This is a genomic window from Rhodococcus sp. PML026 (assembly GCF_000963615.1).
GTDB classification, from domain to species: domain Bacteria; phylum Actinomycetota; class Actinomycetes; order Mycobacteriales; family Mycobacteriaceae; genus Rhodococcoides; species Rhodococcoides fascians.
Window position 1 is genome coordinate 769,046 of record NZ_KQ031376.1, and the last position, 15,619, is coordinate 784,664.

Annotated in this window: 13 protein-coding genes; 4 read left to right on the top strand and 9 right to left on the bottom strand. The window is 64.8% G+C overall.

What is annotated here, in order from left to right; translation table 11 throughout:
* From VF34_RS23225 to VF34_RS23235, 3 genes are all read right to left on the bottom strand, one after another.
* A partial coding sequence (locus tag VF34_RS23225; RefSeq protein ID WP_045842147.1) for a DUF2334 domain-containing protein occupies positions 1 to 568 on the bottom strand: 568 nt, incomplete at its 3' end.
* Between the two features lie 55 nt (positions 569 to 623).
* Positions 624 to 1,133 (bottom strand): glutathione peroxidase, encoded by a 510-nt coding sequence (locus tag VF34_RS23230; RefSeq protein WP_027495833.1) that lies wholly within the window; start codon positions 1,131 to 1,133, stop codon positions 624 to 626.
* 131 nt (positions 1,134 to 1,264) lie between these two features.
* Positions 1,265 to 2,665 carry a cation:dicarboxylate symporter family transporter gene (locus VF34_RS23235; RefSeq protein WP_032371343.1) on the bottom strand — a complete coding sequence of 467 codons (1,401 nt, stop codon included), beginning with the start codon at positions 2,663 to 2,665 and terminating at the stop codon, positions 1,265 to 1,267.
* Between the two features lie 233 nt (positions 2,666 to 2,898).
* Between VF34_RS23235 and VF34_RS23240 the strand changes: the two genes are divergently transcribed.
* Positions 2,899 to 4,392 carry a sensor histidine kinase gene (locus VF34_RS23240; RefSeq protein ID WP_230595256.1) on the top strand — a complete coding sequence of 498 codons (1,494 nt, stop codon included), beginning with the start codon at positions 2,899 to 2,901 and terminating at the stop codon, positions 4,390 to 4,392.
* Positions 4,389 to 5,063, top strand: coding sequence for a response regulator (locus VF34_RS23245; protein ID WP_032374017.1), 675 nt, complete (start codon positions 4,389 to 4,391; stop codon positions 5,061 to 5,063). The genes VF34_RS23240 and VF34_RS23245 overlap by 4 nt, the downstream gene beginning before the upstream one ends.
* 78 nt (positions 5,064 to 5,141) lie before the next feature.
* Here the strand turns inward: VF34_RS23245 and VF34_RS23250 are convergent, their stop codons facing one another.
* Both VF34_RS23250 and VF34_RS23255 read right to left on the bottom strand, forming a co-directional pair.
* A complete protein-coding gene (locus VF34_RS23250) occupies positions 5,142 to 7,274 on the bottom strand; it encodes a S9 family peptidase (RefSeq protein ID WP_032374018.1) in 2,133 nt (710 codons plus the stop codon).
* Positions 7,271 to 8,155, bottom strand: coding sequence for a phosphoribosylaminoimidazolesuccinocarboxamide synthase (locus VF34_RS23255; protein ID WP_032374034.1), 885 nt, complete (start codon positions 8,153 to 8,155; stop codon positions 7,271 to 7,273). The genes VF34_RS23250 and VF34_RS23255 overlap by 4 nt, the downstream gene beginning before the upstream one ends.
* A gap of 63 nt (positions 8,156 to 8,218) precedes the next feature.
* Between VF34_RS23255 and VF34_RS23260 the strand changes: the two genes are divergently transcribed.
* Complete coding sequence (locus VF34_RS23260) at positions 8,219 to 9,622, top strand: MDR family MFS transporter (RefSeq protein WP_032374019.1); 1,404 nt, start codon at positions 8,219 to 8,221, stop codon at positions 9,620 to 9,622.
* 57 nt (positions 9,623 to 9,679) lie between these two features.
* Here the strand turns inward: VF34_RS23260 and VF34_RS23265 are convergent, their stop codons facing one another.
* From VF34_RS23265 to VF34_RS23275, 3 genes are read right to left on the bottom strand one after another with little or no spacing between them, the layout of a single operon-like run.
* Positions 9,680 to 10,729, bottom strand: a complete 1,050-nt coding sequence (locus VF34_RS23265; RefSeq protein ID WP_228139151.1) for an ABC transporter ATP-binding protein — start codon at positions 10,727 to 10,729, stop codon at positions 9,680 to 9,682.
* A gap of 2 nt (positions 10,730 to 10,731) precedes the next feature.
* The gene (locus tag VF34_RS23270; protein WP_231578262.1) at positions 10,732 to 12,294 is read right to left on the bottom strand and encodes an ABC transporter permease; all 1,563 of its coding nucleotides are present in this window, start codon (positions 12,292 to 12,294) and stop codon (positions 10,732 to 10,734) included.
* A gap of 9 nt (positions 12,295 to 12,303) precedes the next feature.
* Entirely contained in the window at positions 12,304 to 13,350 is a 1,047-nt protein-coding gene (locus VF34_RS23275) for an iron ABC transporter substrate-binding protein (RefSeq protein ID WP_045842058.1), read from the bottom strand.
* Between the two features lie 116 nt (positions 13,351 to 13,466).
* Here VF34_RS23275 and VF34_RS23280 point away from each other — a divergent pair, with 116 nt between their 5' ends.
* Complete coding sequence (locus tag VF34_RS23280; RefSeq protein WP_045842059.1) at positions 13,467 to 14,660, top strand: FAD-dependent monooxygenase; 1,194 nt, start codon at positions 13,467 to 13,469, stop codon at positions 14,658 to 14,660.
* Here the strand turns inward: VF34_RS23280 and VF34_RS23285 are convergent.
* Positions 14,657 to 15,550, bottom strand: coding sequence for a siderophore-interacting protein (locus VF34_RS23285; RefSeq protein ID WP_032371348.1), 894 nt, complete (start codon positions 15,548 to 15,550; stop codon positions 14,657 to 14,659). The two genes, VF34_RS23280 and VF34_RS23285, sit on opposite strands and share 4 nt — an antisense overlap.
* Positions 15,551 to 15,619 lie beyond the last annotated feature (69 nt).

Consider the following 15,619-nt stretch of genomic DNA (forward strand, 5'->3'; position numbering starts at 1 on the left):
CCAGGCGCACCACTCCCCCGCGTCGGGCGTTGCGACCGGCCCCGAGTACGAGTGCTTTGAACCACCAAGGTTCGGCTTTGAAGCCTTCGCCGATTCCCCAGACCCGGGCGCGGATGGTGCCGTCGCGGTCGAGGTCGTGAATACCGTTCAGCGAGGCGATCATTCGGAATCCTGCATCCGGGAGCGCCTCGATGGCTCCGGGTGAGGCGATCCAGCGCGGAGCGGCGAACACTCGGGTACGCAGGCCGGTCTGTTCCATGACGCGGTCGGCGGCCATCAAGCGCAGTCGAGCTTCGTGACGCGGCAGTGCGGAGAATTCGGAGCGTCGACGCTTCGTCGCGGCCTGGTCGTAGCCGTGCAGAACGATGGCGTCGCCTCCGTCGCGTCGCGTCCGCAGCCATTCCTGGGTGGGCACGTCGGCTGCGAGACGGTATTTGTCTTTCAGCCGGGGAGCGACGAGGAGGGACAGCGGGACGCCCCGTCCGTCGAGTTCTCGTGCGAACTCGGCGGCGTGCTCGTAGGTGTCGTTCTTGATTCCGCTCACCGACACGATCAGGCGTCCAGACATGACTCGAGCCTCGCACACCAGCGTGAACGAGGCTCGACGTCGATGCAGACAGAAGCTAAACGGCGATCGTTTCCTTCGGCAGGATCTTGTCGATCGCGGCGAGCACCTCGGGTGCGTCCGGCTCGGTGCGCGGGCGGAAACGGTTGGTGACGACGCCATCCGGGGAGATCAGGAACTTCTCGAAGTTCCACTGAACGTCTCCGGCGGTGCCGTCGGCGTCCTCGGTCTTGGTCAGTTCGGCGTAGAGCGGGTGCCGGTTGTCACCGTTGACGTCGACCTTCTCGGTCATCGCGAACGTGACGCCGTACGTGGTGGAGCAGAAAGTTTCGATTTCTTCGGCGGTGCCGGGCTCTTGGCCACCGAACTGGTTACACGGCACCCCGACGACCGACAGGCCACTGGCGGAGTACTCGTTGGCGAGCTTCTCCAGCTTTTCGTACTGCGGGGTCAGTCCGCACTTGGATGCGACATTGACCACGAGGACGGCCCGTCCGGCGTACTCGTCGAGCGAGGTGGGCGCACCACCCAGCGTGTTGATGCCGATGTTCTGAACTTCAGTCATCATCCGAACTTACCTGTGAGTACCGACAGAATGGAACCGACGCACAAAAGCAAGTACGACCCCGCTGGTGGCAGGGCCGTACTTGCGTTCTTCCGAACCGGGCGACGGGGGGATGCGCGTCGCCCGGCAGGTTCTTATGCCTTGGCGGCGTTCTTTTCGATGATGACCTGCTTGTCGGCAGGCCGGTCGTCCTCGGGGAGGTGGTCGTCGACCATGGTCTCCTCGTCGAACGGGTGCTTGCCGTCGAGCACCTCGGTGACTCGGGCGGCGTCGATCGTCTTGGTCCACGTACCGACCAACAGAGTGGCAACGGCGTTACCGGAGAAGTTGGTGACGGCGCGGGCTTCGGACATGAAGCGGTCGATTCCGACGATGAGCTGAACACCGTCGAGCAGTTCCGGGCGGTGGCTCGACAGGCCGCCGGCGAGAGTCGCCAGGCCTGCTCCGGACACTCCGGCTGCGCCCTTGGAGGCGATGATCATGAACAGCAGCAGCGAGAACTGCTCCCCGATGGAGAGCGGCATGTTCATGGCGTCGGCGATGAAGATCGAGGCCATGGTCAGGTAGATCGCAGTGCCGTCGAGGTTGAACGAGTAACCGGTGGGGACGACGATGCCGACGGTGGTGCGCTCGACTCCGACGTGCTCCATCTTGGCGATCAGACGCGGCAGGGCCGATTCGGAGGACGACGTGGCAACGATGAGCAGGTACTCCCGGGCCAGGTACTTGACCAGCTTGAAGATCGAGAAGCCGGAGACGAACTTGAGAATCAGGCCGAGGAAGAAGAAGACGAAGATGAAGCAGGTGATGTAGAAGGCCAGCATCAGAGTGCCGAGCTGAATGACTGCGTCGAAGCCGGTCTTGCCGACGACACCGGCGATGGCACCGAAGGCACCGATCGGGGCGAGCCACAGGATCATCGTGAGGATGCGGAAGACGAGCTTCTGTACTGCGCCGATGCCCTTGAGGATGCCTTCACCCTGCTTGCCCATGGCCTGCAGGGCGAAACCGACGAGGATGGCGACGAACAGCGTCTGCAGAACAGAACCGGCCGTCAGCGACGAAAGCAGCGACGTCGGAATGATTCCGGCGATGAAGTCCATCGTCCCGCCGGCCTCGTGGGCGGTGTCGGCGAGCTTGAGTCCGGCGTCGTTCGGCGTGATGTTCAGTCCGTCACCGGGCTTGATGAGGTTGCCGACAACCATGCCGATACCGAGGGCGATGGTCGACATGCCGATGAAGTAAGCGAGCGCCAGGCCGCCGACTCGGCCGACGCTGGCTGCGGCGCGTACCGATCCGATGCCGAGGACGATGGTGCAGAAGATGACCGGGCTGATCATCATCTTGATCAGGCTGACGAAGAGCGTGCCGAGGATCGACAGGTCGGACGCGAAATCCTTGGCCACCAACCCGACGATGATGCCGGCGATGACGGCGATGATCACCGCGATGTAGAGCCAGTGCGTTCTGTCGCGCTTCTTCTTCGGCTCGGACGACGGATTGTCGTTCCGCTCAGCGTCGGTGCTGATAGTCATGGACGTTCCTTAGTGTTCCGGTGGTGCGTGAATGTGGCTGGTGGCTTCGTGATCGCCGGAGTGGAGTGAGGTGGGTCACCCCTGCTGAGAGATGATGTTGCTGCACCCAGTGACTGGAGTCACCTATACGTTCATTCTGTTCACATCGATGTTTCTTGTCCGAAAGGAATGTGTTGTCCTCGAAGCGGCCGCTGAGCGTGGCGGGCCAGGTTTTGGTCCTGCAACTGGTCGTCATGGCCGTCGTCGTTCTCGCCGGCGGGATACTGACGATCCTCAACGAGAGGTCCAACAGCGACGACGCCACCCGACGTGAGGTGACGGCGATCGCGGTGAGTATCGCCAACGAACCGTCGACGCCGCTGGCCATCGAATCCGACGACCCGACGTCTCGTCTGCAGCCGGAAACGGAGAAGATCAGGCAGGTCACCGGGGTCGATTTCATCGTCGTCATGGCTCCCGATCGCACCCGCTTCACGCACACCACCGTCGACCTGATCGGTAAACCGTTCAGCGGCAACATCGATCGCGCACTGCTCGGTGAGACGTTCACCGAGACGTACGTGGGCTCTCTCGGCCCGTCGATCAGAGCGGTCACACCCGTCACCGATACCGACGGCGAGATCGTCGGTCTCGTGTCCGCTGGAGTCACCCGCCAGAAGATCAGCGATCAGTTCCTACAAGGCCTGCCGTTGATCCTCGCCGTCGTGCTCGCGGCCTTCGTCGTCGCTGCGGCCGGTTCGACGCTGCTCAGCCGCCGGCTACGGCGTCAGACATTGGGAATGGCTCCGGCCGAATTGCGGACGATGTACGAGCATCACGACGCCGTTCTGCATTCCATCGGCGAGGGTCTGTTGGTGTTCGGACGCAGCGACGAGGCGGAGTTGGTCAACGACGAGGCCCGACGCCTTCTCGACCTACCGGACGGGCCGGTGTCGCTGACGTCGTTGCCGGAGTCGATGCAACAGATGGACACCGGGATCGTCCGCGGTGAGCTGCACCTGACGAAAGATCGTGTACTCGTCGTCAACGAGGATCCGGTCATGTGGGAGGGCAAACGCCTGGGTAACGTTTTGACGATTCGCGATCAGACCGAGTTGCGTTCGTTGATGGGCGAATTGGATTCGGTGCGCAGTTTCGCGGAGTCACTGCGCTCGCAGGCGCACGAGGCGGCGAATCGCTTGCACACGGTCATCACGATGGTCGAGCTCGGTCGGCCCGAAGAAGCCGTCGAATTCGCGACGGCCGATCTCGAACTCTCGCAGACTCTCATCGACCGGTTGATGAACGCGGTAAGCGAGCCTGCGCTCGCGGCGCTGTTGCTCGGCAAGGTCAGCCAGGCTGCCGAACAGGGCGTCGAGCTGACGATCACCGACGACACGGCGATGGAACACGAAGGGGTTCTGACTGCTCGCGAATTGGTGACGCTGGTCGGCAATCTGATAGACAATGCGATCGATGCCTCGAAAGAATCCGACCAGCCGTGGGTCGAAGTGACGGTCCGCGACGCCGACGGTGAACTCGTCGTCCGAGTGGCCGACAGCGGTCCCGGCATGCCGCCGGAAACCTTGAAAGCTGCTCTCCGGCGCGGATATTCGACCAAATCCGGATCTCGCGGACTCGGCCTCGCGTTGGTGACGCAGGTGATCACGCGGCACGGTGGCACGTTGACCTCGGAAGTGACGTACGGGTCGGTGTTGGTTGCGACCATTCCGGGGGCGACGTCGTGATCCGCGTACTGATCGTCGACGACGAACCGCTCATCGCCGAGGCCCACAAGACGTACGTCGAGCGGACGCCCGGTTTCGACGTTGCCGGCGTCGCGCACACCGGCGCTGCGGCCATGCGATTCGCCAGCACCGAACCCGTCGATCTGGTGTTGCTGGACATCGGCCTGCCCGACGCCAGTGGCATCGACGTCGCCGCGGCGCTCGGCGGTCTGCGTCCGAGCCCCGACGTCATTGCCATCACCTCCGAACGTGATCTGTCGGTGGTGCGTTCGGCAGTGGCGCACGGCATCGTGCTGTATCTGCTCAAACCGTTCACGTTCGCTGCGTTCCGAGACAAGCTCGAGCGCTATCGCGAATTCCACGATGCATTACCCGCCGGCGAGAACGCGTCCAGTCAGCGAGACATCGACCGTGCGATGGCACATCTGCGCACGGCCGACGAACGCGTCTCCACCCCCAAAGGCATTGCCCCACAGACGATGGACGGCATCACAGCCAGCGTCAAGGAATCCGTCGACGGCCTCAACGCCTCCGAGGCGGCCAAGGTTGTCGGCGTATCCCGGGTGACGGCCTGGCGCTACCTCGAACGACTGGCCGACGACGGCCTGGTCACCCGGCACACCGAATACGGTAAGGCCGGGCGACCGCAGGTCCGCTACGTGTGGCGTTAGAGCGGCTGGCGCCGCATGTGAGTGGAAATTCGGAGCAGGCTACGAGGCAGGAGTGGAGTTTGCGGAACGACCCGAAAGTCAGCCACTCACATGGGCACCGGTCTTCTCGACGATCCAGGCGTACTCGAAAGCCGCTTCTTTCCATTTCTCGTAGCGTCCGCTCACTCCGCCGTGTCCGGCGCTCATTTCGGTCTTGAGGAGCAGGTCCGAGTCACCCGTCTTCGTGGCTCGCAGGGCCGCAACCCATTTGGCCGGTTCGACGTACAGGACGCGGGTGTCGTTGATGGACGTGATCGCGAGGATCGACGGGTAGTCCTTGGCCTCGACGTTCTCGTAGGGGCTGTACGACTTCATGTACTCGTACACTTCCTTGTCCGCCAACGGGTTTCCCCACTCGTCCCATTCGATCACCGTCAGCGGCAGCGACGGGTCGAGGATGGAGGTGAGTGGGTCGACGAACGGAACGTTGGCCAGGATGCCGTTGAACAGCTCGGGTGCGAGGTTGGCCACCGCACCCATCAGCAGACCACCTGCGCTGCCGCCGTCGGCGACCAGATGCTTCGGTGAGGTACGGCCGGTGTCGATCAGATGCTGTGCGGCAGCGATGAAGTCGGTGAACGTGTTCCTCTTCTGCAGTGTCTTGCCCTGGTCGTACCAGTGCCTACCCATCTCACCGCCGCCGCGCACGTGTGCGACGACGAAGACGATGCCGCGGTCCAGCAGGGACAGACGCGCTACCGAGAACGACGGGTCCATCGATGCTTCGTACGATCCGTAGCCGTACAGCAGCGTGGGAGCAGGCCCCTCGGGGACGTCCTTGCGAGCGATGACCGACAGCGGAATCTGTGTTCCGTCCGGCGCGGTCGCCCACTCTCGGTGCTGCACATAGTCGCCGGCGTCGAACTCACCGAGAACCGGCTGCGATTTGCGGAGCAGGAGCTCACCACTGGCGATGTCCAGGTCGTACACCTGGCCGGGGGTGATGAACGAGGTGTAGACCATCCGCAGCAGCGGCTGGTCCCATTCCGGGTTCGAGCCCGCACCGACGGAGTAGAGCTCCTCGTCGAATTCGAGCTCGCGGTACTCGCCGTATCCCTCGTCGGTCAACGGCCAGATTGCCATGCGAGTCAACGCTTCTCGGCGATAGGTGAAGATCAGGTGGCTCGCGAAGGCATCGATGTCCTCGACTCGGACGTCGTCGCGGTGTGGAACCAGAATGCGCTGATCGAGTGGATCGCTGACCGGGGCCTCGGCGAGCAGGAAGTTCTCGGCCTTCTCCCCCTCGGTGCCCCAGCCGTTGACCGAGCCGTTGTGGGTGATCAGGAAGCGATCCTCACCGGCTACGACGGCGTGTTCGATGCTGTACTCGATGCCGTCCGTGCGCGGCAGTACGACGCGGAATTCGCCCTCGGGATCGGTGGATTCGAGGACGAGGCACTCGGAGGTGATCTTCGAGCCGACCCAGATCATCAGGTACTTCTCGCTACGGGTGGAACCGAATCCGACCCAGTAGCTCTCGTCGGGCTCGTGGAAGACCTTGACGTCCTCGGCCTTACCGAGCGTGTGCCGCCAGACGGTGTCGGGACGCCAGGACTCGTCGACCGTCAGGTAGAAGACATGCGTGGCGTCGGCAGTCCAGGTGGCACCCGGCGCGACGTTCTCGATGGTGTCGGCGAGCAGTTCACCGGTCTCGAGGTTCTTGAAACGCAGCGTGTACCGCTCGTCGCCCTCGGTGTCGGTGGAATACGCCAGCAACGTGCCGTCGAGGCTGATCGAGAATGCCCCGAGCGAGAAGAAGTCGTGACCCTCCGCTTCGACGTTGGCGTCGAGCAGGATCTGCTCCCCCGGCACGTCCACGTCGGAAGACAGCGTCGGCGGTGTCCAGTCGTCGGGAGAGTCGACGGGGCAACGGCATTGGAGGCCGTACGACTTACCCTCGACGGTGCGCGAGTAATACCACCACTGGCCCATGCGCGTCGGCACGGACAGGTCGGTCTCCTGGGTGCGCGATTTGATCTCGTCGAAGATCTTGCCGCGGAGTGATTCCAGTCCGGCCGTCTGCTGCTCGGTGTAGGCGTTCTCGGCCTCGAGGTAGGCGATCACCTCGGGGTCTTCCTTGGCGCGCAACCACTCGTAGTTGTCGATGAACGTGTCGCCGTGATGGGTGCGCCCCTGCGGCACCTTCTTGGCAATGGGAGGGGTGATCGTCATGGCGTGACCCAATCGTCGAAGTTCAGGCCCGAGATGCGCTCGTAAGCCTCGATGTAGCGGCTGCGCGTTGCGGCGACGACGTCGTCGGGCAACGGTGGCGGTGGGGTGTCGGACGCTCGGTCCCAGCCGGATTCGCCGGTCAGCCAGTCGCGAACGAACTGCTTGTCGAAACTGGGCTGAACGCGACCCTCTTCGTACGAATCGGCAGGCCAGTAGCGCGAGGAATCGGGGGTGAGCACCTCGTCGGCGAGAACGAGGTTGCCGTCGGCATCGGTCCCGAACTCGAACTTGGTGTCCGCGAGAATGATTCCGCGTTCCAGAGCGAAGTTGGCTGCACGCGAATAGATCTCGATGGTGTCTTCGCGGAGCTTGAAGGCCAGCTCGGCACCGACCAGTTCGACGGCCTGGTCGAAGGTGATGTTCTCGTCGTGCTCGCCCAGTTCGGCCTTGGCGGCAGGAGTGAAGATGACCTCGTCGAGTTTGCTCGATTCGATCAGGCCGGGCGGCAGTTCGACGCCGCACACGGCACCGGTCGCGTTGTAATCCGCCAACCCGGATCCGGTGAGATAGCCGCGAGCAACGCACTCGATCGGCACCATGTTCAGCTTCTTCACCACCAGGGCGCGGCCGAGCAGTTCGGCGGGGATGCGTTCGTCGAGCGGATCACCGGCCAGGTGGTTGACGCCGCCGAGCTCCTCGAAGAAGAACACGCTCATCGCCGTCAACACCCGTCCCTTGTCCGGGATCGGGGTGTCGAGGATGTGGTCGTAGGCCGAGATTCGATCGCTCGCGACGAGCAGCAGATGCGCGTCGTCGATCGTGTACAGATCGCGGACCTTGCCGCCGGCCAGATGCTCGTAGCTACTCAGTGATGGTCGCACGAGGCTCAACACTATCTGGGCCGGTGCCGCCACGTCGGCGGGCAGGGATCACAATGAGTAGCAATGGCAACGACCGAATCGACCCCGGACATCGGATTCCGCTCCGAACGCGGTCCCATCCTGATCGCGCTGATGCTCAGCTCGTCGCTGGTTGCGCTGGACGCGACGATCATCGCCACTGCGGTGCTCACCATCGTCGGCGACCTCGGCGGGTTTGCGCAGTTCCCCTGGTTGTTCTCGATCTACCTGCTGGCACAGGCTGTCTCGGTGCCGCTCTACGGCAAATTGTCCGATCTGTTCGGGCGCAAGAAGATCATGGTGTTCGGCATCGCGGTGTTCTGCCTGGGCTCGATTCTGTGCGGCCTGGCGTGGAGCATGCCTGCTCTGATTGCTTTCCGCGCGATTCAGGGACTCGGCGCGGGTGCCGTCCAGCCGATGTCCATCACCATCGCAGGCGACATCTACACGCTGCCCGAGCGCGCCAAGGTGCAGGGCTACCTGGCCAGCGTGTGGGCGATCTCCTCGGTGCTCGGCCCCGCCCTCGGTGGCGTCTTCTCCGAGTACCTGTCGTGGCGGTGGATCTTTTTCATCAACATTCCGCTGTGCGCGGTGGCGGCGTTCATGTTGCTGCGCAAGTTCGAGGAAGGCGCAGTCGAACGCACCAAGCCGAAGATCGATTACCTCGGTGCCGCTCTGCTCACGGTCGGCGCGACGATGGTGCTCCTCGGCCTGCTCGAAGGCGGCCAGTCCTGGGCCTGGGGTTCGCCGATCAGCATCGCGATCTTCGTCGTGGGCTTCCTACTGCTGGCGGTGTTCGCGTGGGTCGAGTCCCGCGCCGAGGAGCCGATCCTGCCGCTGTGGGTGTTCACCCGGCGGGTGCTGGTGGTCAGCAGCGTCATCTCGTTGCTCGTCGGCGCATTGATCCTGGGACTGACGTCCTACGTCCCGACCTTCGTACAGGGCGTGTTCGGCACCGGAGCCATCATCGCCGGCTTCTCGCTGTCCACGCTGACCCTCGGCTGGCCGATCGCGGCATCCCAGTCCGGGCGGGTGTACCTGCGCTTCGGCTTCCGCACGACGGCAGTGGTCGGCGGTTCGATCGGGATCGTGGGTACGGCACTGACGACTCTGCTCGACGCCGATTCGCAGATCTGGCACGTCGCGGCGATGTGCTTCGTCATCGGCCTCGGCATGGGGTTGATCGCGAGCCCCACATTGATCGCCGCACAGTCGAGCGTCGAGTGGGCCGAACGCGGCGTCGTCACCTCCACCAACATGTTCGCCCGTTCACTCGGTAGCGCCGTCGGCGTCGCGGTGTTCGGTGCCATCGTCAACGCCCGTGTGTCCGGAGATCCAGAACCCGAACAACTGTCCGACGCCATCCATCTGGTCTTCATCGGAGTGCTGGTCGCCGCCGTCCTGATGACTGTCGCTGCGGTGTTCATGCCCAAGCGCACGGCCCGATAACTCGCCCACTGCGCAGGGTTCCGCCGCGTACCGCAACCGGAACCCTGCGTCACGGCATCAACGCACCGAACGCGGAAACCAGTGCACCGGTGAGGTCACCGAGACGTTCACGGCTGTACCGGGAGCGAATCGGTCGCAGGCCCGAGCGACGACACGCAGCCGGAGCCCGGTATCGCGGTGTCGCACAGTGACCGAGCATTCGGGGCCGGTGAAAACCTCGTGTTCGACGAGAAATTCGCCGTCCTCGCGCTCCGAGACCACCAACTGTTCGGGCCGGAGCAAGACCTGCCCCATACCCGTTGCCCTGGTGGTGGATTCGAGACGACCGAGAACGGTGTCGACCCAACCGTCGCGCGCGGCAGCGTCGACGTAATAGGCGTCGCCGACGAAGCTCGCCACAGCCGGCGTGGTGGGCCGCTCGTACAGTGCACGCGGCGTATCGACCTGCGCGCAGCGCCCGCCCAGCAGGACCGCAACCCGATCCGCGGTGCCCAGAGCCTCGGCCCGATCGTGGGTGACGAGAATCGACGCGGTCTTGCTGGTGAGCAACAACTCTCGCACGTCCTGCCGAATCGAGGTCCGCAGACCTGCATCGAGAGCAGCGAACGGCTCGTCCATCAACACCACCGAGGGAGCCGGGGCCAACGCGCGCGCCAACGCGATCCGCTGCTGCTGCCCGCCCGAGAGTTCGCTGGGTCGAACCGCACCGGCGTCGGGCAGTCCGACGAGCTCGAGCATCTCGTCGACGCGTCGGGCCCGCTCGGCTCGGCCGGACAGGTACGGCCGCACGAACCCTGTGCGCAAACCGAATTCGATGTTCCGGCGCACCGTCAGATGTGGAAACAGTCCACCTTCCTGCGGCATCAGGCCTACTCCCCGCTTCTCCGGTGGCACCTGAACACGCCCGGCGACGGAGAGGTCGCGCCCGTCGGCGGTGATGCGGCCCGCGTCGATACGGTGCAGGCCTGCGATCGATCGCAGCAGAGTCGTCTTGCCGCAGCCGGAGGGTCCGAGAACGGCGAGCATCTCACCGTCGCCGAGGTCGAGATCGATTCCGTGCAGCACCGTCGTACTGCCGTACGAGGCAACGAGATCGGACATCACCATGCTCATGACAGTGTCACTCGCTTTCGCGTCGTACGCCGCAGCGCCCGGGTCAGGACGATCGTCGGGACGACAGAGATCAGGATCAATGCGAGGGCGTAGGGGGCTGCCTCGCCGTAGCGGAATGCCTCGGTGGTGGACCACAGCGTGGTCGCGAGCGTGTCCACACCGCGGGGACGCAGCATCAACGTCGCCGGTAATTCCTTGGCGACGGTCAGGAACACCAGAGCGGCTCCGGCCGCGATGCCGGGCGCGGCGACAGGAATCGTCACCCGCAGGTCGGTGCGCACTCGCCCGGCACCGAGGGTCCGTGAAACATCCTCGAGCACAACCGGAGTGGCGTCGACGACCGATCGGGTGCTGCCGACGGCCAACGGCAGGAACAGCACCACGTACGCCAGCACCAGCAGCACCGCGGTCTGATAGAACGACGGCAGAAATCTGATTCCGAGAAACACCGTCGCCAGTCCCACGGTGATACCCGGGAGACCGTGCGCAATGTACGTGGACAACTCGGCGGTGCGCGCACTGCGGGACGTGGACCGGGCCGCGAACAACGCCACCGGCAACGCAAGCACGGCGACCAGCAGAGCAGCAGTCGCCGAGTACTGGACCGTCTTTGCGCTGACAGCCAGCACGTCCGACCAGTCGACGGTGAAGCGCAGCGATCGAGTGAGCCATCGCGCCAGGGCCAGAATCGGTACCAGCACCGAAACACCGAGGGCTGCAACGATAACGGCCAGAGCAGGCACGCGCCACCGGCCAAGAACCACAGGCTCGGCCATCCGGTCGGTTCCCGATCCCACCCGCGCCGTGGCCCCGCGTCGAGCACGCCGTTCGAGGAGGGTCAACACCAACGCGCCCACCACGAGGACCAACCCGAGAACAGCGGCCGCGGTGCGATCGAGCCCGCCGCGGTAGGCGCTGTAGATGCCCAGAGTGAAGGCGTCGTACCGCATCAGTGCCACCGCCCCGAAGTCACTGATAGTGTACAGCGCCACCAACAACGCGCCTGCTGCCGCAGCCGGAACGACGCGACGGCACTCGACGGTCAGTGCGGTGCGTACCGCCCCGCGGCCGAGGGTGCGGGACACTTCGGCCAACGACGGGTCCGCGGTGGCGAACGCCGCGGACACCGGCAACATCACCAGCGGGAAGCACGACAACGTGAGCACCAGCGCAGCACCGGAAAATCCTGCAAGGGAGGGAAATTCAGCGATCCACAGATAACCGGACACGTACGACGGGATGGCCAGCGGTGCCGCGAGGATCATCGAGAAGATGCGTCGACCCGGTAGATCGGTTCGGACGGTCAACCAGGCGAGCAGCGTGCCCACCACGACGGAGGCGACCACCACGGTGAGCGCGAGCGTGGCCGTCCGGACAACGAGGTCGAGGGTGCGTTGCCGCAGGAGCAGCCGCAGTACCTTCTCGGTTCCGCCGTCGAACGCTCGAACGAACAGGTACACCAAGGGTGTCAGCGTCAGCGCTCCCACGCACAACGCGGTCGTCCCGAGAACGGGACGACCGCCGAAGTGGCGCCGCAGAAGCGGCTGGAGTGCGGACACGAACACCGACTAGATGATGCCGACGTCGGTGAGCAGGGTCTGGGTCTCCTCGAGGGACGAGAGTCGGCCCAGGTCGAGGTCGGTCGAACCCAGGTCCGACAGCGGCGGCAGGTCGTAGTCGGACGTGACGCCGTCGATGACGGGGTATTCGGCGGTCTCGTTGGCGAAGTACGTCTGCGATTCGGTCGAGAGCAGCTCGCGCACGAAATCGAATGCCGCTTCCTGGTTGTCCGACGCCGCCAGCACACCGGCACCGGCGACGTTGATCAATGCGCCGGGGTCGCCGGGCTCGAAGTAGTGCAGCTCGACGGGAGCGTCGGCACCGTTCTCGTCCTTGAACGGGTACCAGTAGTAGTGGTTGAGCAGTCCCGTGGAGACCTGCCCGTCGTTGACGGCGGTCAGCAGCGGACCGTTGCCCTCGAACGCGACCGGCTCGTTGGTGACGAATCCTTCGAGCCAGGTGCGCGCACCCTCCTCGCCGCGCTGCACGCGCAATGCGGTGACGAACGCCTGGAACGACGCGTTGGTGGGTGCGTAGCCGATCTGTCCGCGCCAGCGTGGGTCGAGCAGTCCGTCGATACCGGTGGGCAGGTCTGCTGCCTGCACCGAATCGGAGTTGTAGGCCAGCACGCGGGCCCGTGCGGACGTGGCGACCCAGGTGCCGTCGGTGCCGCGGTACTGCTCGGGGACGAGCGCGAGGATGTCCTCGGGCAGCGGGGCGAGCGCCCCTGCTTCGTCGAGGGCCCCCAGTGCACCTGCATCCTGGCCGTAGAAGACGTCGGCCGGCGTCGCGTCGCCCTCTTCGAGGATCTTCGCGGCCTGGGCGTTGGTGTTGCCCGAGTAGTCGACCTCGACGCCGCCGCCGATGCGTTCGATCAGGGGGTCGACGAGTTCTTCGCCGCGGCCGGAGTACACCACCAGGGCGGACTCTGCGGTGGCGGACTCGGAGGTGGAGGTGGAGGTGGTGTCACCGGAGTCCGAAGAGCTGCAGGCGACCAAACCGAGGGCAAGGGTTGCACTGCACGAGAGCAGCGCCAGACGGCGAACGGTGAACACGGTTCTCCTGACGAAAACGGGTTAAACGGACAATTCGAGAAAGTACACCACCAAGGTGAGGCTCAGCTACTTTCCCCCCTGGATTGAACGACCGGCAGCCCGGGCATTCCCGCCCGATGACCGAACGCGTGCTCGTCACCGGTGCCAGCATCGCCGGCCCCACCGTCGCCTACTGGCTCGACAGAGCGGGATACGACGTCGTCGTCGTCGAGCGCAGTCCGCAGCTGCGTCTGGGCGGCCAGAACATCGACGTCCGCGGTAGTGGACGCGAGGTGCTGCGGCGCATGGGCCTGGAGCAGACCCTGCTGGCCAACGGCACCACCGAGAAGGGCACCAGATTCGTCGACGATTCCGACGCCACCATCGCGGCCTTTCCGGCCGGAGACGGATCACACGACGGACCGACGGCGGAGATGGAGATTCTGCGCGGCGAGTTCGCGCGGATTCTCGTCGAATCAGCCGGTCCGCGAACCGAGTACCGGTACGGCGATCGCGTCGTCGACGTGGCTCAGGATGCCGACGGCGTCGATGTCACGTTCGCGTCGAACGCAGCGGAGAGGTTCGACCTCGTCGTGTTCGCCGACGGAATCCGTTCCAGTAGCAGAGAACTGGCGTTTCCTGCCGAGGCGGAGACCACGCCCGTCGGCCTGTACACCGCCTACGGGGTCTTGCCGAAGGGACCGAGTGACGACGGCTGGTGGCGGTGGTACAACGCCCCCGGATCCAGGGTCGCCAATCTGCGCCCGGACAACCTCGGCACGACGCGTTTCAGCCTGTCCTGGGTGTCCGACGACGGCGGGTACGAAACCGCGTCCACCGAAGAAGTCGTGGCCGCCTTGCGAGCGACGTTCGCCGACGTCGGCTGGGAAGTGCCCAGAATGCTGAATTCGCTCGGACCGGATTCGGAGCTCTACGTCGACTATCTGGCCCAGGTGCAGGCCCCACGCTGGTCGAACGGCAGAATCGGCATGCTGGGCGACGCTGCTTGGTGCGCAACACCATTGAGCGGGATGGGCACCACATTGTCGGTCACCGGGGCCTACGTGCTCGCCGGGGAACTCGCCCGAGCGCGCGATCATCGCGCCGGGTTCGAGGCCTTCGAGGCGCGCATGCGGCCGTTCGTGAATCAGGCTCAGAAGCTGCCGCCCGGCGTGCCTCGCGTCGCGCATCCGAAAACGACTGTGGGAGTCGCTGCTTTTCGCACGGTGCTGCGTCTGGCCGGATCGAAGCCGGTCCAGGCGGTCACGAGCAGATTCCTCGGTCCCGACGCGGCGACGCTGGAATTGCCCGACTACGAGTTTCGGCGTTAGAGCCCGACCCGCTCGAGCAGCGCGTCGAACGCCTCGCTGGCTTCCTGCTCGGTGCGGCCGGATTCGATGACGCCGTTGTACACCGCGAGCGCCTCCTCCTGGTACTGCTTGTACTTTTCGAGCCACTTCTCCGAGTCAGCGCGCCAGTAGCCGATGATGTCGAAATACTTGTTGTCGTAGCCCAGGTCCTTGCGGAAGTACTTTCGTACCCGGCGCGAGGACGACGCCTCGGCGGCGAACCACACGTAGCCGCGTCCCTCGGGTAGCGGGTAGGCGAGCACCGCGTCGTCGAGCACGCTGGCGCTGTCTCCGTTTCCGGATCCGATACGCCAATCGAACGTCACATCGGCGGCTGTCTCGAACGTCTGGATGTCACCGCGCTCGAGTACCTCGACAATCGCGTGTGCGCGGGTGTTTGCGGGCAACTGTTCGATCAGTCGACCCAGCGCAGGAACTCCGGTCATATCGGCCACCAGCAGCAGCCAATCGACGTCGGCGGGCGGTGAGTACCACGACCGCGGACGGGTGAAGAGCACCGTCTGGCCGGGGGCGGCCTGCTGGGCCCAGGTGGCCGCGACGCCGCCCTCGTGTGCGAAGAAGTCGATGGTCAACTGGCCGCGGTCGGGATCGACGCGGCGGATCGTGTAGTTCCGGCCCTCCGGCGCGTTCTCGAGGCCGTGGAACCACCACAGGCCGTCGACCTCGGTCATCGGCGGCGGTGCCGACTCGCCTTCGCGCGGAAAGTAGACCCCGACGCACTCGTCGGGTGCTCCGATCGTGCGGTAACCGGCGACGTGCTCGCCGCCGAAGGTGACGCGCACCATGTGCACGGTGAGTTGCTCCACCGCAACGACGTCGGCGTAGTGGAAACCACGCTGCTGATCGGTCATCTTCGTCCTCGATACATCTCTCGTCCGACTGTGCGAGAACCCTCAGGCTAACTCGGCGGCAATTCTGGT